The following is a 16,651-nucleotide window of genomic DNA, read 5'->3' as shown; positions in this document are numbered from 1 at the left end:
GAAACGTGATCGCCTGACATATCGTCAACCGGTCGGAGGTTTCGCGTGATCTGGGTTGGCTTGACGGTTCTGGCAGTTCTGGCGGGTTCTGCACTCTATGCAAGCCTGCCGAAATCCGACGGGCACGGATCCCGTGCGCGCCGTGTGACGTTTGCCGCACTGCCGATCGTCGCGGCACTGGGTCTTTATGCGATCATTGCCAGCCCAACCCTGCCATCGCGGCCCTATGCAGACCGTGCCGGTGAACGCAACCTCGCCGCAGCCGCCGCCGTTGCCGACAACGCCACCGACCCGGATTTCAAAACCGATCAACAGATCAGGCGCTTGCTTAATCAGATTGTCGTCTCGCTTGAGGTAAACCCGCGCAATCTTCAAGGCTGGGTCGCCCTGGCGCGTGGATCGCTGCGCCTTGGCAATATTGAGCGCGCCGTTGCCGCCTTTGCGCAGGCCTACGCCCTTTCGGGGCACAATCCGTTGCTTGCCATTGAATATGCCGATACCCGCATCACCGCCCAGGATGGCCAGATCGACAGTACATCACGCGATCTTGTGCTTCATGCCCTCGGGCAAATGCCCAACCATCTGTTGGCGCGCTACTATTACGGCATGATGCTGAAACAAAATGGCAAATCCGATCAGGCGCTTCGCGTGCTTAGCGACCTTTATCGCGACCTTCCCAAGGATGACCCGCTTGGCAATGCCACCGAAAGCGAAATCAAGGCCCTGCAATCCAGTGCCGATGCCGTGATCAGCGCCGACTAGTCTGTATTGCGGGAACTAGGCCGCAAACAGATAAAGCACCCCGAGCAACACCGCGACAATCAGAACCAATGTCCCGCCCAGTGCCATCAGTTTGATGATCGGATGAAGGTTTTCAAGCTCGCCCGGCTGCGTCGCATTCCCGGCGCCATTTGCCGATGACTGCCCCTCGTTAAACCGTCGCAAAGCTTCTTCGCCGCTCATGGGCGGCATCTTGATACGATCAAGGACCGTCCCCTGATCCGGGCGACGGTCCTTGTCATGTGATGGATGCTTTTGCGGGGTGTCGCCGTTACTGGCTGTCATCGCAGATAATTGTGCTTAACGCTGGGCCGTCAGTCCGCGATCATTTTCCTGATCCTGCGGCTGATAGGTTGGCCATTCACCGGCTGCAAGAAGATCAAGCGACGGCGTTTCCTGACCGAACCGCGAACGATACATCCAAAGGTTTGCCATTACGCGTTCGATGAACAGTCGGGTTTCGCGCGACGGAATGCTTTCGATGAAATACAGCGGATCGACATTGTCCTTAAGCGCCTTCTGCCAGCGACCAAGATTGCCAATGCCACCATTATAGGCCGCCATCAACTGCAAGAAGCCGTTATCAACGCCATTCTGTTCAAGCAGGTGATCAACATATTTCTGCCCCAGCGACAGGTTGATTTCCGGCTGATACAGCTCGGCACGCTTTTCACCCCGGTAACGGGTATTGCCGATATAGCTTGCCGTTGCCGGCATCAGTTGCATCAAACCACGCGCACCGGCATGACTGCGGGCGTCGGTATTGAAACCTGATTCCTGACGCATGAAGGCATAAATCACCGCCCGGTCAACTTCGTAACCACCTTCCGGCTCCCATGGCGGGACCGGATAAAGCGCGTTTACAAACACTTCACCAGTCTTCTGGGCGATATAGCTGCCAAGGCGCATGGTCAGCGATGCAAAGTTGGCGGTATCAGTCAGCGCCAGAACTGCACGGCGCAGCGAATCATCATCTTTTGCCGCGGCCTTGCGCAATTCACGTTCGGCTTCATCGCGCTGCCCGATCTGCAACAGCGAAAGCGCACGACGCCCATGCGGATCTAGCTTCAGCTTGTTGGCGCGGTTTTCATCAAGCTCCAGGCTGTCCCAGTCAAAGACATCGTCACGGCCAAGGGCGCGCATCGCCAACTGACCATAGAACGAGCGCGGATATTCCGCCGCGCGGTTCAACATGGCATCGGCCTCTTCGAACCGGCCTGCGGCCAGATCAATACGCCCTGCCCAGAACGCACCTGCGGTCCGGGTCCAGCTGGATGCATATTTATTGGTACTCAGGGCTGCGAAATGGGCGTGCGATTCATCCATCTTGCCCAGACGCCACGCGGTCAGGCCCGCCGTCCAATGCGCCTGCGGCAGATACTTGCCCGAACGCTTTGCCGCTTCACCGGCATATTTCAACGCAAGGTCCGGTTTGCCAAAGTAATAGTACCCAGATGCAATTGCCGCCTTGGCGTGGTCCTGCTCATAGGCATCAAAAAGACGCTGTGCCTCATCACTTTCAAGAACTTCCAGCGCGCCGGTCGGCCAGCCACTGCCGATGCGATGGCGAATGCGACTTTTCAGGGTCGCGACGCGCGAACGTTGCTTGGACGACAGCTTCTTGGACGACTTGTGATAATAGGGCGTGATGTTCTCGTAATCATAACCGGCACCCGAAACATAGCTGCCCACAGGCTTTTTCGGATAATTGGCCGATCCGCGACGTGTCAGCGCAAGTTTGTAGATGCGCGGTGCCTGCGGATGATCTGCATAGCTGGCAAGCCAGTCTTTTAGTTCCTTGTAACGCGAACGGTAGGCCGTCGGATGCAGATAACGCTGCGCCATCACATGCCCCATCAGGACATCATCAGACAGGCGCGAAATCAGGCGGTCGGCATCTTGCCAACGGCCCTGTTCCTGAACGGCAAAAATCTGTTCGTAAAGTTCGGCGTCACGTTCGGAAAGTGGTTTGGGGATTACGGTCGAAAGCGCGTCATCCAGAACCGGGCTGCCAAGGGCTGCCTGTTCCTGCGTGCTGGCAACAGCAGGTGACGTGGCCCCCATGACGGTCATGGTGCCAAGAAACGCGAAGAATAGGCCCTGCCTTAAGGTGCTTTTGACACCCGGCAGGCGTGTTCTTATTGCTTCGATCAAAATTAGTTTCCCCAACGAGACTTGTTTTCAAGCCGCGTGTTTATCCCGAAGCAGTTTGGTCTCGCAACCCGTTGCCTGCGGTGTTCCCCCTCGTGCAACGGCGTCCCTTATAGCAGCAAACAGCCAAACCGCGAAATCATTTATCTGGAATCAAGCACTTGGCCCACCCCAGAATACGCACCTCGAACGCATGCATATCTCCCATGCATACAGTCAGTTTATCGCCAATTCCTTAAAGCTTTTGTGCGATCGCGCGCAAATCACGCCAGGCAAGGCGTTTCTGTTCCGGCGTGCGCAGAAGATAGGCCGGATGGAACATCGCAGTCAGGTCGGCCTTTTTGCCATCGGCAAAGGAAACTTCCTTCCAGGTGCCGCGCAAACGCGTGATCCCGCGATCTTCTTCCATCAGTGTCTTGGCCGAACTGCCGCCAAGACACACCACAACCTTTGGCCCGATCAATTCAAGATGTCGGCGCACAAACGGTTCACACACCGCGACTTCGGCTGTGGTTGGCTGTCGGTTTCCCGGTGGCCGCCATGGCAGGATATTGGTGATGTAAACTTCTTCGCGCGCCAAGCCGATGGATCGCAACATCGCATCAAGCAACTTGCCACTTGGCCCGACAAACGGCAGTCCCTGACGGTCCTCTTCAGCACCGGGCGCTTCGCCGACCAGAACAAGCTTGGCCTCGACATTGCCGGTGCCAAAAACGGTATTGCTGGCGGACTTCTTAAGGGCACAGCCTTCAAACTTTTCAATCGCCGCATTGAGTTCCTCAAGACTGTTTGCCGCGGCCGCCGCATCACGTGCGGACTGGCGTGCTTCATGCGGCGTGTCAGACAGTAAAAATCCACCATCCGCGCCAGCCGGGATTGGTGCCGGGCCGGTGCCCGCTGCCTGTGCCGGACGGGCCGACGCCCCTGCCGGACGCTGCGGGTTGGTGCCCGCATTCGCGCCAAAGCCCGGCCGGTTCGCCGCGTTCTGACGCAGGCTTTCGGACGCCTTGAAACGGTCAAGCGGCTCGTCGGCGATGGCCTCGTCCGCGCCCATTTCAAATTGCCAGACAAGGGCCTCGAACGGGTCGAGATTATTTACATCAAAGTCTGTAATTGGTTTGCTCATCTACACTAAGGCGATGTATGTTGCACCGCGAACGGGATCGCAGCTGTTGCTTGGGATGACCTTATACGATTTTGGGTCCTTTGTGCCAGAGTACAAACGCGACACCGTTCGTGACTATGGATTGTCAACTGATCCCATGATCGGTATAGCTGTATTCATAGAGAATTATGAGAGAATTCAGGGCTTGGGCGAGACTCTGAACGGTGAATACCGGCTCACGGCCAACGAACGGGAACAGTTCGATATGGTCGCCAGCCAAAGGAGAGAGGCCAAATGGAACGGGAATCCATGGAATTTGACGTGGTCGTTGTTGGCGCCGGTGTATCCGGTCTGTCAGCGGCCATCAAGCTGATGCAACTCGCCCAGGAACAGGAAAAAGAAATCACCGTCTGTGTGGTTGAAAAAGGTTCCGAGGTCGGCGCACACACCCTTTCAGGGGCCGTGATGGAGCCGCGCTCGATCAATGAACTTTTCCCGGACTGGAAAGAACGCGGCGCGCCGCTGAACGTGCCGGCAGGCGAAGACCAGTTCATGATGCTGAGCGAAACCGGCGCGAAAAAGCTGCCGACCCCGCCGCAAATGCACAATAAAGGCAACTATATCGTCAGCCTTGGCAATGTTTGCCGCTGGCTTGGCGAACAGGCAGAGGCCCTTGGTGTTGAAGTTTATCCGGGCTTTGCCGCCGCCGAAGTTCTGTTTAACGAAGACGGATCGGTCAAGGGTATCGCGACCGGTGACATGGGCCTGCAACGTGATGGTACGCCGGGCCCGAACCATGAACCGGGCATGGAACTGCATGCCAAATACACCTTCTTTGCCGAAGGGTGCCGTGGTTCGCTGTCTGAACAGCTGATCAAGAAATTTGATCTGCGCAAAAATTCCGATCCGCAAACCTATGGCATCGGCATCAAGGAACTTTGGGAAGTTGACCCCGAAGTGCACAAGGAAGGCCTGATTCAGCACACCGTTGGCTGGCCGCTGGATAAGGACACTTATGGCGGGTCGTTCCTCTATCACCTTGATAACAATCAGGTGGTTGTTGGTTTCGTGATTGGTCTTGATTACGAAAACCCGCATCTCAGCCCGTTTGATGAATTCCAGCGTTTCAAGACGCATCCGGAAATCCGCAAGATCTTCGAAAACGGTCGTCGCATCTCGTACGGCGCACGTGCGCTGAACGAAGGCGGTTTCCAGTCGATCCCCGATCTTGTCTTCCCGGGCGGCTGCCTGATCGGCTGTTCGGCCGGTTTCATGAACGTGCCGAAGATCAAGGGTTCGCACACGGCAATGAAGACCGGCATGCTGGCAGCCGAGGCCGCGTTTGAGGCCCTGACGGCCGACGAAACGCCTGCACAGATGGACAGCTACCCGCAGCGTCTGAAAGACAGCTGGGTCTATCCGGAACTGCACAAGGTGCGCAACATCCGACCGAGCTTCGCCAAGTGGGGCTTCTGGGGTGGTATGGCCTACAGCGCGGTCGATACCTATCTGTTCGGCGGCAAGGCCCCATGGACCTTTAAAAACCATGCCGACCATGCCTGCCTGAAGCCAGCCGCAGAAATGCCAAAGATCGACTATCCGAAACCGGATGGCAAAATCAGCTTCGACAAGCTGTCATCGGTCTTCCTGTCAAACACCAACCACAGCGAAGATCAGCCGATCCACCTGACGCTCAAAGACGCAAGTGTTCCGGTCAACACCAACCTTGCCGTCTATGACGGGCCCGAGGCACGTTTCTGCCCGGCCGGTGTCTATGAATTCGTCGAAGACGAAGACAATGGTGGCAAGCGTCTGCAGATCAATGCGCAGAACTGCGTGCATTGCAAAACCTGCGACATCAAGGACCCGACCCAGAACATCGTTTGGGTCGTACCCGAAGGTGGCGGCGGACCTAACTACCCGAACATGTAAGCCTTTTCGGCTTTCCTCATACAAATAAGGGCCGCTTTTTGCGGCCCTTATTATTTAGTCTGATGATTTGATCATTCTGGCGCATAGCCAAAGGCAACCGGCGGATTTGCCGCGGTTTCGGTCCAGACACTTTTGGGCTGCATATATTCCATCAAGCCTTCCTTGCCGCTGGATCGGCCATAGCCACTATGTCCAAACCCGCCAAACGGCGACATGACATTGATGGTCTTATAGCTGTTAATCCAGAACGTCCCGGCCCGCACATTGGCGGCCACCCGGTGCGCACGATCCACCGCGCCAGTCCACACCGCACCGGCCAGGCCAAATTTGCTGTCGTTGGCGATGGCAATGGCTTCCACCTCGTCCTCAAAAGGTATGACCGAAACAACCGGGCCAAAGATTTCGTCACGTGCAATCGACATATCGTTGCGGACATTGCCAAGAACCGTCGGACGCAAGAAATACCCATCGGCACAGGCCGTCCCATCCGGGCGGACACCACCTGCAAGAATTTCGGCCCCCTCGGCACGCCCCGCCGCGATCAGGCGTTTTACCGTCTGATACTGGGCATCATTGTTGATCGGGCCAATCTGGGTTGCGGTATCAAGCGGATCGCCCACCGGAATATGATTGGCACCCGTAACCAGCATTTCCTGGAACTGATCCAACACGGAACGCTGAACCAACAGGCGCGAACCGGCAACACAGCTTTGCCCGGCTCCGCTAAAGATCGCGGCCTGCGCCCCAGTCACGGCACGCTTAAGATCGGCATCTTCGAACACAATGTTCGCCGATTTCCCGCCAAGCTCAAGAACACACGGCACGATATTCTGGGCGGCTTGGGCCGCAATAACAGAACCGGTTTTGGGTGATCCGACGAAGACGACCTTGCGGGTGGCATCGTGGGTTGTCGCCGCAACACCTGTGGTATGGCCCAATCCTGCCAGTACCGAAATAACACCATCCGGCAAACCTGCCTTTTTCGACAGAACACCAAGCGCAACAGAGGTCAGCGGCGTCATTTCCGACGGTTTAAGAACCGCCGCATTGCCCGCACACAATGCTGGGGCCAACTGCCAACCGGCCGTAAAGATCGGCGCATTCCAGGGCGTTATTTGCGTAACAACGCCATATGGCTCGGGACGGGTATAGTTCAGATGGCTGGTCGGCACCGGAATGACATCGCCATGAAGCTTGTCCGCCCAACCGGCATAATATTCAAACATCTCGGCGACTTTAAGCACCTCGACCCGCGTATCGCGGATCGGTTTACCGGCAGAAACGCATTCCAGAAGTGCCAGCTGTTCAAGATGATCGCGGACCTGGGCACCGATTTTCCAAAGAATACGGCCGCGTTCCGCCGCCGTCATCGCCCACCAGACACGCTGCCCGGCAACCGCCGCCTTCATAGCTGCATCGACGACATCGCCACCAGCATCCTTGAACGTCAAAAACGCCTTGCCGGTTGCAGGATCGATCAATTCGATATCAACGCCTTTGCCCGGCATGATCGCACCATTGACCCAACTGCCAACAACACCATCAGCAAAGAACGGTGCCATGGCCTTGGCATAGTCACGCGTCATCAGTTCATCTGCGCTGCTCATTTTCATTCTCCTGCCTGGGCGGTGTTGGTGTTTGCAGTCAATTCGGTGATGCGATTGAAATCCATGTCATCGGAAAGCGCCGCTGCACTGTCCTGCCAAATCTGCCCGGCCAGTTGACTGACCGGAAGCGCCACGTCCTTTTGCGATGCCAAGGCCATGGCAAGGCGCATGTCCTTGCGCATCAGTCCCATGGTAAAGCCACTGTCAAACTGCCCGGTAAGAACCCATTTCGGATAATTGACTTCGCTAACAGCACTGCGCCCTGAACCGGCATTAAGTGCGGAGATCAGGTAGTTGGTATCCACCCCGGCCGCCTTGCCCAGTGCGACTGCTTCGCGCATGGTCAAAAGATGGGTCGCAACAAGCATGTTGTTGATAATCTTGACGGCGTGGCCAGCCCCCACCGGGCCAACATGGGTAATCTTGCCACCCAGAACTGAAAGGATCGGCATCGCCTTGGCAAAACCGGCATCATCGCCGCCAACCATCATGGTCAGTTGCCCACTATTGGCACCAGCGGGGCCACCACTGACCGGCGCATCAATCAGGACATGACCGATCACACGCAAAGCCGCGTCAAGTTCGCGGGTTACATCGGGTTCAGACGTTGTCGTATCAATGATCAGGCGCGGCGCAAGATCACAAGACGCAAGGCCATTATCCCCGATCAGAACGGTTTGCACGTGGCGTGCTGTCGGCAAGGAAAGGATTATGGTCTCACAGGCGCTAAAAAGTTCCTGTTGGGTGGCAACGATGGTCACACCATCGCGCGCAGCATCCGCCTGGCGTTCGACGGAAAGGTCGAACCCGGTTACAGCGTGGCCCTCGCGCAAAAGTGTGCGCGCCATACCAAGCCCCATATTTCCAAGCCCAATGACCCCGACGGTTCCGCTGCCATTGATGTGTGTTTGTGTCACGATTGCTGCCTCTTTGCTGCTTTGGGGTCGTTACGCGCTGCATCAAAGGTTACAACCTTCGCCTTTGACCGCCCTTTTCCGCCCTTTTCTGTTTTGATTTCCTGATCAACTTCCGGCGGAAGCACCGCTGTTTCAAGATCAATTGCCGGAACATGTTGTTGCCGAAACAGCAACAGATATGCTCTGATTACGACATCGCCCCACAATTCGAAGCCCCGATATGAAGATCGATGACAAACCTCTCCGTTATTTTTTGGCTGTTTTCGAAGCCGGCTCGATCCGGACTGCCGCCGAGAACTTGCGTATTGCCCCCTCGGCGATCAGTCGACAGATCTCAAGCCTTGAGGCCCATCTGAATACGCTTTTGATGGAACGCACCAAACGCGGGATCATCTTTACCGAAACGGGGCATATGGTTGCGGCACATGCACGCAAGCGCATTGAAATCGACGAAGCATTTGCAGTTGATCTTGCCGCCGCCCGTGGCGCCATTGCCGGGACGGTGCGCATCGCAACCGGGGAGGGCTTTGTTGTCGATCTTGTTAATCACGTGATCCGCCCGTTGCGCGACGAGTTCCCCGACATTCGGCTTGAAGTCGATGTTGCGGGAACCGAGAAGATCACCCATGGCATTCTGCGCGATGACTATGATCTGGGGCTGGTCTTCAACCCGCCGCGCACGCCGGAGCTTGAATTACTCGCTGAAAACCACAGCCCGCTTTGCGTGCTGGTCCCGCCGGAATTTGCCCTTGCCTCCAAGCAAAGCTGCAAACTGAATGAAACGCTGAATTATCCGGCCGCCTTGCTGGATCAGAATTTCGGGGTGTCCAAACTTTTGGCAAATGCCGATCCGGGAAATCGCGTTGCGCGGGATGCTTTTCTGACCGCCGATTCGATCAATGTTGCCATTCATTTTGTCCTGTCGGGGGGCGGTATTACCTATCTGCCAGCGTTTGCGGTATCACGACAACTACGCAGAGGAGAAGTCGTTGCCATCCCGATGACCGATCCCTTCCTGGCGCGTGTTCCCTCACACTTGCTGGTGCGCAAGGAGCGCCCCAAAACCGCCGCAGTGCGGGCTGTTACAGGCATGATCCGGGATCGGATGGAGGCATTTGGCTCCGCCTGGTATCCCGAAGAACACGAATAACCTTGCGTGACCTGTTGCCATTTCGGCAACAGAAGCATCCCAAAATGGCACTTGCCCATGAATCGGCATGTTCCCATTCTCGGTCGGAAATTCCGGATCTAAAAATGGCAAAACGATGAATTTTGCGTCGCCGGATTTTACAGGGATGACAAGGCGCGTTTGGTTTCCCGCATCAATGGGAAAGGTGTCCTTGCGTCGTAAACGCCACTGTCTGTCAAGGAGACTGGGAAATGAATGCGCTTCGGGGACAAATGGGGCTTTGGAAGCTCCATTTAGCCGTTATCATCATTGGGGCAATCGCCGAGCTGATCGGCATCCGCAAAATTCCGTTGGGAATTGGGGCAATCCTTCTGTTGCCGCTGCTTTATGCCTTTATCATGGCAGCCCTTATGAATCCGAATGTCATGCCGAAATTTGGCAAGTTCATCGGTGAAAAAGAAGTCAAGGCGGCCTCACCGCTAATCGTCATTGCGATCATGCCGTTCATCGCCAAGTTCGGAACCACCATCGGCCCGGCAATCGAAACCATCATCGAAGCGGGTCCTGCACTGTTGCTGCAGGAACTTGGGAACCTCGGCACGATTGTTCTGGCATTCCCGCTGGCGGTTTGGGGCCTTAAAATGGGCCGTGAGGCCATTGGTGCGACCTTCTCGATCGCACGTGAACCGAACCTTGCCATCATCGCTGACCGTTACACGCTTAAAAGCCCGGAAGGTGCGGGTGTCATGGGCGTTTATGTGATCGGTACGCTTTTCGGGACCTTCATTTTCGCCATTCTGGCGTCACTGTTTGCCAGCATTGATGTTTTTGATCCGCGCGCCCTTGCAATGGCATGCGGGATCGGCAGCGGATCAATGATGGCGGCCTGCACTGGTGCGCTAACGGAAGTTGTCCCTTCCATGAAGGACGAAATCCTTGCACTTGCCGGGGCGAGCAACCTTTTGACCTATGCAACAGGTCTTTATGCCGGACTGTTTATTGCTCTTCCGATCGTTGAAAAACTCTATAACGCGACGGCTGGTAAGCGTGACCTTGCCGCTGCTGACAACAAGGGGGCTTGATCATGTCTGATAGCGTTGTTGCAAAAGAAACCACCCGCCCGAAAATTGATCTTGTCGATCATGCCGTCGTCCTGATCATTGTCTGCCTTGTCGGACTGGTGATGAACACAGTCGGACCGGCGATACCGTTGATGGACGGATTTATGGGCATGATCGTGATCTATTTGATCTCGATGGTTGGCCTTATCCTGACCCGCTTTGCGCCGTTCTATCTGCCAAGCGTTGCATGGATTTCGTTGGTCGGCATTGTCGCGACCCTTCCCTGGACCCCGGGTTCGGAATGGATCGTCGCACAGGCCAAGTCGGTTAACTTCCTGGCCCTTGCAACCCCGGCTCTCGCCTATGCCGGCTTTGCGATTGCCAAAAAGGAAATCGAAGTTGCCAAACATTCCGGCTGGAAACTGGCACTGGTTGCCTGCCTTGTCTTCCTTGGCACCTATGCCGGTTCGGTTCTTGTTGCCGAAGCGATCCTGAAGCTTCAGGGTATCTGATCACATCCTGTAACCGGGACCATCTGAAATATGGTGGTCCCGGTGTTAAGTTACCGGGTTCACGCCCGCACATATCATCCAAAATCGAGTATGCAGATGTCTGTCCCTTCTTGCTCCCTTCATCCTCGCGCCACCGAACTTGTCGATGAATTCATCAGCTGGCGTCACCATCTGCATGCTCACCCTGAAACCGCATTTGAAGAAAACCTGACCAGTGCCTTTGTCGCAGAAAAGCTGAAATCCTTTGGCTTGGAGGTCAAAACCGGCATCGCCAAGACAGGCGTTGTCGCAACCCTGCGTGGCAACAAAGGGGCTGGAAAGCGGATCGGGCTTCGCGCCGACATGGATGCACTTGATATCCATGAAACAACCAATCTGCCTTATGCGTCAAAACATCCGGGGAAAATGCATGCCTGTGGTCATGATGGCCATATGACCATGCTGCTTGGTGCCGCCAAAATACTTGCTGAAAACCCGGATTTTGCCGGAACGGTTGATTTTATTTTCCAGCCTGCCGAAGAAAACGAAGGCGGCGGGCGCGAGATGGTCAAAGAGGGCCTGTTTGACAGCCATCCGGTCGATACGGTTTATGGTATGCATAACTGGCCGGGCCGCGATATCGGCACCATGGCTGTCAAGGCTGGCCCGATGATGGCAAGCTACGACGTGTTTGAAATCGTGATTGAGGGCAAAGGGTGCCACGCGGCCATGCCCCATCTCGGACATGATCCGATTACAACAGCAGGTCAGGTTCTGCTGGCTCTGCAAACCATCGTCGCACGCGAAATCAATCCTTTGAAAAGCGCTGTCATTTCGCCCACGCAGATTTTCGGCGGTGACACCTGGAACGTAATCCCCAATACCGCGACCATTCGCGGCACTGTGCGCACGTTTGATCCTGATATTCAGGATGTTATCGAAGCGCGTCTGGTCGACACAGCCAAACACACCGCACAGGCTCTGGGCTGCGATGCCCGCGTGAATTATCAACGCCGCTATCCGGCAACAATCAACAGCCCGGCAGAATCCGAAATCGCCCTTGCGGTGGCATCGAAGATTGTCGGCGCAGATCAGGTGGACACCAATCCGGAACCGTCCATGGCCAGCGAAGATTTCGCCTTCATGCTGAATGTCAAACCGGGTTGCTATATCTGGCTCGGTAATGGCCCGACGGATGGCGACCGGTTGCTTCATAACGCCGCATATGACTTCAACGATGACGCCATCACGCATGGTGTCAGCTATTGGATTGCGCTGGTCAAAGAAGCCCTGTCGCAGGACTGAAGACATATTATCCTGCGCTGCGTATTCCCATGTCAGTGATCCCATTCAAAGATAGCGGTTTGTAGTTGTTGCAAATGCTTTGCCTTATAATTGCCGACTGAGTAGGCTAATCCCGAAATTCACTATGGCGATGCGCCAGATCTGGCGTCGCCGAACCCGAATTGCGGACGCAGGAAAAGCCTTTGAAACGTAAATTGTTACATCTCCTCATCCCGATGACGGCTGTTGCGCTTTCGGCCTGTGGCACCATGCCACAGAACAGCGACGATGCCGTTTTCGAGTATCCGCAATCCAACGGGTTTTCGGGCAATTTCCTGGCTGGCAAGGCCGCCCAGATGGAAAGCCGGTCCGACTACGCTGCGCAATATCTTTTGCGCGCCCATCAACTCGACCCCGATAACGCAGAGCTGCGCCGCCGTGCCTTCCTGGCATTGATCAGCGACGGGCGCATCAGCGATGCCGTCGACATTGCCACCAGTTTGCAATCCGAAAACGATCAGGACCTGTTTGCCGCCCTGACCGTGATGGATGCCGCCATTCGCGAAGATCGCTATCAGGATGCGCTTGATATTGTCTCAAGCCTGCCGGAACGTGGCATCAATGCCCTGATTGCGCCGCTGGCAAAGGCCTGGCTTTACACCGGCCTTGATCAAAAAGACGCGGCAATGACCGCCCTTGATGGCATGCAGGGCAATGGCGCGCTTAACCCGCTTTCGGAATATCATCGCGGTCTGATCCTGGCGCATTTTGGTGATTTTGATGCCGCCGAACGCGCCCTTGCCAGCGCTTATGGCGATCCGGCCGACGCGCCGCTTCGCGCCGCCGAGGCCCTTGGTGCCGTCTATGAGCGCAAAGGTCAGGTGCAAAAGGCGTCGCTTCTGTATGAAAGCTATATGGATCGGCATCCGCAATCGCTTGCCATGCCGTTCCATCTGGCGCGGCTTGACCGCAACGAACCACCGATCGCCACCATGCTGACCCCGGCAGAGGGTCTGGCAGAGGCCTATCTCGATATCGCCACCCTGCTTAGTCAGGAAAACGCGGTTGATCCATCCTTGCTGATGGCGCGCTATTCGCTGTCGCTACGTCCCGATGATGACATTACCCGTCTTCTGGTTGGCGAAGTGATGGAAATTCAGAACCGCTTTGAAACGGCAATTGAGGTTTACAAAGCGATCCCGCGCTCATCCCCGCATAGCTGGAACGCGCGGCTTCGCACCGCCTCAAGCCTTGAGCAAATCGGCCGCGCGGATGAAGCGATTGATATCCTCAAGGACATGGTCAGCGAACGCCGAGATCGCCCGGATGCGCTGATCCAGCTTGGCGATATCCTGCGCATTCAGCAGCAATATGGCCCAGCGGCCGACGCCTATGACAAGGCGATTGAACGGCTTGGTGGCCAGACCCAGGTTGGCTGGCGTTTGCTGTATCGTCGCGGCATTGCGCATGAACGTGCCGGTGACTGGGCAAAGGCCGAGGCAGATTTCCTTCAGGCGCTCGAAGTCGAACCGGAACAGCCCTATGTGCTCAACTATCTTGGCTATAGCTGGGTTGATATGGGCATGAATTTCGAACAGGCCGAAGACATGCTTAAACGCGCCGTCGAATTGCAGCCTGATGATGGCTATATCGTCGACAGTCTGGGGTGGGTTTACTACAAACTGGGCCGGTTCGAAGATGCGGTCGAACAGCTTGAAAAGGCGGTTGAACTGAAACCCGATGACCCGACCATCAATGATCATCTGGGTGATGCCTATTGGCAGATCGGGCGCTATCACGAGGCCCGCTTCCAGTGGCACCGTGCCCTGTCCTTCAATCCGACCGAAGAACTGCGCAGTACCGTCGAAGCCAAGATCAATGGTCAGGTACCAAGCGTGGCCCCGACCGTCGTAAACTGACGCATTTGGGAAGAAACGTTCATGTCTGCGACCTATCGCCAGCAGGCACCTGCCAAGGTTAACCTGTTTTTGCACGTCACCGGCAAACGCGATGACGGCTATCACCTGCTTGAAAGCCTCGTCTGCTTTACCGCAAGCGGTGACGTGGTAAGTGGTGAGGTGCGCGACGATGGCACCATCACCCTTTCGATCACAGGCCCCATGGCCGCCAACCTCGCCCTTGAAGACACCAGCGACAACCTTGTCATGCGTGCCGCCCGGATGCTCCAGGCTGAAAGTGGCACGACACAGGGGGCCGACCTGATTCTTGATAAGCGATTGCCGATTGCATCGGGGATTGGTGGCGGGTCGGCGGATGCGGCGGCAGCGATCCGGTTGTTGTGCGAGATGTGGAAACTTGATCTCGACGAAGACACCTTGTCGCGCATGGCACTAACACTCGGGGCAGATGTTCCGGTTTGCCTGCATGGTAGAACCTGTCTGATGTCGGGGATCGGCGAAGAAATCACCGCACTGCCGGACCTACCGTCCGTCCCGATGGTCCTGATCAATCCCGGCAAGGCGGTTTCCACGCCCGAGATCTTCAAGGCCCGGGCGGACGAGGGGTTTAGTGCGACCGGCGCATGGGATTCCCAGCAAACCTTTCAAAGTGGTGCGGCCCTTGCCGATGCATTGTCGGAATGCGGCAATGACCTGACCCTGCCGGCCACCGGTATCCTTCCGGAAATTTGTGATGTGCTAAATGCGCTTGCCCGTGAAGAGGGATGCTTGCTGGCCAGAATGTCAGGCAGCGGGGCGACGTGTTTCGGGATTTACGACACAAACGATCAGGCAGAACGTGCGGCAAATGCCATTGCGGCACAGAACCCGGACTGGTGGATTTCGCCCACCCATATCCTGACGGAAAAGAGCCGCGAGCAGGCAGATATGGGCGCGGCATTCCCCGACTGAGCTCGAGATAAAAAAACCTTCAAATAGAGGGTTGCACTCTTGTCATGAGGGCGCTATTTTCCGCGCCACGCACGCTGATGGGGCGTGGCCAAGTGGTAAGGCATCGGTTTTTGGTATCGTGTACCGTAGGTTCGAATCCTACCGCCCCAGCCAAGACAAACCGCTTTGAGGTTTTCCTCAAAGCGGTTTTCTTTTGCCTGATCAATGGAACATGGCCGCACGCGAACGTGCCGCCACAAATTATCTGTTCAGGACTGCTTTGACTGGTGCATGGCTATGCTGGCGCGCGACACCAGTTTATCAAGCGTATCGCCCGCCTCCGCAATGCCAAGGCCGATGCTGAGTGTAAGCTTCGGGTGTGCGCTTCCGGCCTCGAAATCCTCGGCACCAACGCGCTCGGTCAGGCGCTGTAGGTAGTTAAGCGCACCCGCCGCCCCGGTCTCAGGCATCAGGATGATGAATTCCTTGTCACTCCAGCGCGCAATGACGTCGGTTTCGCGCTTCATGCCCGATGCCACCTTGGCAAACAGTTTTAGCGCGGCATCACCGGCGTCATAGCCAAAGTTCTCATTCAGGTTCTTGAGATTGTCGAAATAGACCATCCCGATCACAACCGCATTGCCATAACGGTTTGAACGTTCAAGCTCTGTGCGCAAGATACTTTCCATGTAATGGCGATTGTAAAGCCCCGTCAGCGGATCGGTATTGGTCGAAAGCTCGATATCCTTGCGCGCCTGATCAAGTGCCTTGCGATCGTGGATATGGGCAACCGCCTGCCCGATTGAGTCGGCAAAAAGCTGCACCAGATCGATATCATGCTTGGTAAAGGCTTTCACCGGCACCGGGCTGCCAAATGCAAGGGTCCCGATGCATTCGCCCTCGACAACAATCGGTGCGCCAAGATAGGCGGCAAACCCGAATTTTTCGCCGGCCGGATGCGACCCCAGTTCGCTTTCGCTGACATCATGAAAGGCAAAGACTTTGCTGGCCGAAATAACCTGACTGCAGAATGTCTCATCAAGATCGAATTCCATGCCCGGGGTCAGGACATTTTCCGGATGAAACACCTGTCGAATTTCATAGGTCTGTTCGCCAATCGCACTAAAGATGCCGACTGGCAGACCGAACTGCTCAATACCGAGCTTCAGGATCGCCTCAACACGCTGTTCGAACATTTTGGCCATTTCGCCCTGATGATCGGTCTCAAACTCGGTGGTCATTTGATTTCCCATTTTTTGACTGGCACGGCCTTGCGCGAAAACGCCAGTCATAAAGCCTTGTTATACTGCGACAATTAAGTCCGATAATCGCATGCGGCAAATTC

General features: G+C 55.9%; 14 protein-coding genes and 1 tRNA gene. 9 read left to right on the top strand and 6 right to left on the bottom strand.

Going from position 1 to position 16,651, the window contains the following annotated elements; all coding sequences use genetic code 11:
- Window positions 1–45: 45 nt before the first annotated feature.
- Window positions 46–762 carry a tetratricopeptide repeat protein gene (locus TH2_RS04530; RefSeq protein ID WP_008889221.1) on the top strand — a complete coding sequence of 239 codons (717 nt, stop codon included), beginning with the start codon at window positions 46–48 and terminating at the stop codon, window positions 760–762.
- 15 nt (window positions 763–777) lie between these two features.
- Here TH2_RS04530 and TH2_RS04525 read toward each other — a convergent pair whose 3' ends face one another.
- The 3 genes from TH2_RS04525 to TH2_RS04515 all read right to left on the bottom strand — a co-directional run bounded on the left by TH2_RS04525 (window position 778) and on the right by TH2_RS04515 (window position 4,057).
- Window positions 778–1,065, bottom strand: coding sequence for a hypothetical protein (locus TH2_RS04525; RefSeq protein ID WP_008889220.1), 288 nt, complete (start codon window positions 1,063–1,065; stop codon window positions 778–780).
- A gap of 15 nt (window positions 1,066–1,080) precedes the next feature.
- Window positions 1,081–2,934, bottom strand: coding sequence for a lytic transglycosylase domain-containing protein (locus TH2_RS04520; protein WP_008889219.1), 1,854 nt, complete (start codon window positions 2,932–2,934; stop codon window positions 1,081–1,083).
- A 232-nt stretch (window positions 2,935–3,166) separates the two neighbouring features.
- Window positions 3,167–4,057 carry a uracil-DNA glycosylase gene (locus TH2_RS04515; RefSeq protein WP_008889218.1) on the bottom strand — a complete coding sequence of 297 codons (891 nt, stop codon included), beginning with the start codon at window positions 4,055–4,057 and terminating at the stop codon, window positions 3,167–3,169.
- 273 nt (window positions 4,058–4,330) lie between these two features.
- Here TH2_RS04515 and TH2_RS04510 point away from each other — a divergent pair, with 273 nt between their 5' ends.
- Entirely contained in the window at window positions 4,331–5,968 is a 1,638-nt protein-coding gene (locus TH2_RS04510) for an electron transfer flavoprotein-ubiquinone oxidoreductase (protein WP_008889217.1), read from the top strand.
- Between the two features lie 71 nt (window positions 5,969–6,039).
- Here the strand turns inward: TH2_RS04510 and TH2_RS04505 are convergent, their stop codons facing one another.
- Both TH2_RS04505 and TH2_RS04500 read right to left on the bottom strand, forming a co-directional pair.
- Complete coding sequence (locus TH2_RS04505) at window positions 6,040–7,575, bottom strand: aldehyde dehydrogenase family protein (RefSeq protein ID WP_157193851.1); 1,536 nt, start codon at window positions 7,573–7,575, stop codon at window positions 6,040–6,042.
- 2 nt (window positions 7,576–7,577) lie between these two features.
- Window positions 7,578–8,492: an NAD(P)-dependent oxidoreductase gene (locus tag TH2_RS04500; protein ID WP_008889215.1), complete on the bottom strand. Its 915-nt coding sequence runs from the start codon at window positions 8,490–8,492 to the stop codon at window positions 7,578–7,580.
- Window positions 8,493–8,712: 220 nt separating this feature from the next.
- Here TH2_RS04500 and TH2_RS04495 point away from each other — a divergent pair, with 220 nt between their 5' ends.
- The 7 genes from TH2_RS04495 (at window position 8,713) to TH2_RS04465 (ending at window position 15,480) form a co-directional block, all read left to right on the top strand.
- Window positions 8,713–9,642 (top strand): LysR family transcriptional regulator, encoded by a 930-nt coding sequence (locus tag TH2_RS04495; protein WP_008889214.1) that lies wholly within the window; start codon window positions 8,713–8,715, stop codon window positions 9,640–9,642.
- Between the two features lie 230 nt (window positions 9,643–9,872).
- Window positions 9,873–10,703: a DUF3100 domain-containing protein gene (locus TH2_RS04490; RefSeq protein ID WP_008889213.1), complete on the top strand. Its 831-nt coding sequence runs from the start codon at window positions 9,873–9,875 to the stop codon at window positions 10,701–10,703.
- A 2-nt stretch (window positions 10,704–10,705) separates the two neighbouring features.
- A complete protein-coding gene (locus TH2_RS04485) occupies window positions 10,706–11,194 on the top strand; it encodes a hypothetical protein (protein WP_008889212.1) in 489 nt (162 codons plus the stop codon).
- A 96-nt stretch (window positions 11,195–11,290) separates the two neighbouring features.
- Window positions 11,291–12,478: a M20 aminoacylase family protein gene (locus tag TH2_RS04480; protein WP_040822831.1), complete on the top strand. Its 1,188-nt coding sequence runs from the start codon at window positions 11,291–11,293 to the stop codon at window positions 12,476–12,478.
- A gap of 182 nt (window positions 12,479–12,660) precedes the next feature.
- The gene (locus tag TH2_RS04475) at window positions 12,661–14,376 is read left to right on the top strand and encodes a tetratricopeptide repeat protein (RefSeq protein WP_008889210.1); all 1,716 of its coding nucleotides are present in this window, start codon (window positions 12,661–12,663) and stop codon (window positions 14,374–14,376) included.
- Between the two features lie 21 nt (window positions 14,377–14,397).
- A complete protein-coding gene (locus TH2_RS04470; RefSeq protein WP_008889209.1) occupies window positions 14,398–15,327 on the top strand; it encodes a 4-(cytidine 5'-diphospho)-2-C-methyl-D-erythritol kinase in 930 nt (309 codons plus the stop codon).
- 78 nt (window positions 15,328–15,405) lie between these two features.
- Window positions 15,406–15,480, top strand: a tRNA-Gln gene (locus tag TH2_RS04465).
- A gap of 95 nt (window positions 15,481–15,575) precedes the next feature.
- Here the strand turns inward: TH2_RS04465 and TH2_RS04460 are convergent.
- Window positions 15,576–16,547: a sensor domain-containing diguanylate cyclase gene (locus TH2_RS04460; RefSeq protein WP_167549065.1), complete on the bottom strand. Its 972-nt coding sequence runs from the start codon at window positions 16,545–16,547 to the stop codon at window positions 15,576–15,578.
- Window positions 16,548–16,651: the final 104 nt, after the last annotated feature.

Source organism: Thalassospira profundimaris WP0211 (assembly GCF_000300275.1).
GTDB classification, from domain to species: Bacteria; Pseudomonadota; Alphaproteobacteria; order Rhodospirillales; family Thalassospiraceae; genus Thalassospira; species Thalassospira profundimaris.
This window is presented reverse-complemented; position numbering and strand designations above follow the sequence as displayed.

Coding starts and splice junctions, on each gene's coding strand:
- TH2_RS04505 (WP_157193851.1), bottom strand. CDS start 7,575: ATGAGCAGCGCAGATGAACTGATGACGCGTGACTATGCCAAGGCCATG.
- TH2_RS04515 (WP_008889218.1), bottom strand. CDS start 4,057: ATGAGCAAACCAATTACAGACTTTGATGTAAATAATCTCGACCCGTTC.
- TH2_RS04460 (WP_167549065.1), bottom strand. CDS start 16,547: ATGACCACCGAGTTTGAGACCGATCATCAGGGCGAAATGGCCAAAATG.
- TH2_RS04485 (WP_008889212.1), top strand. CDS start 10,706: ATGTCTGATAGCGTTGTTGCAAAAGAAACCACCCGCCCGAAAATTGAT.
- TH2_RS04495 (WP_008889214.1), top strand. CDS start 8,713: ATGAAGATCGATGACAAACCTCTCCGTTATTTTTTGGCTGTTTTCGAA.
- TH2_RS04510 (WP_008889217.1), top strand. CDS start 4,331: ATGGAACGGGAATCCATGGAATTTGACGTGGTCGTTGTTGGCGCCGGT.
- TH2_RS04470 (WP_008889209.1), top strand. CDS start 14,398: ATGTCTGCGACCTATCGCCAGCAGGCACCTGCCAAGGTTAACCTGTTT.
- TH2_RS04525 (WP_008889220.1), bottom strand. CDS start 1,065: ATGACAGCCAGTAACGGCGACACCCCGCAAAAGCATCCATCACATGAC.
- TH2_RS04490 (WP_008889213.1), top strand. CDS start 9,873: ATGAATGCGCTTCGGGGACAAATGGGGCTTTGGAAGCTCCATTTAGCC.
- TH2_RS04480 (WP_040822831.1), top strand. CDS start 11,291: ATGTCTGTCCCTTCTTGCTCCCTTCATCCTCGCGCCACCGAACTTGTC.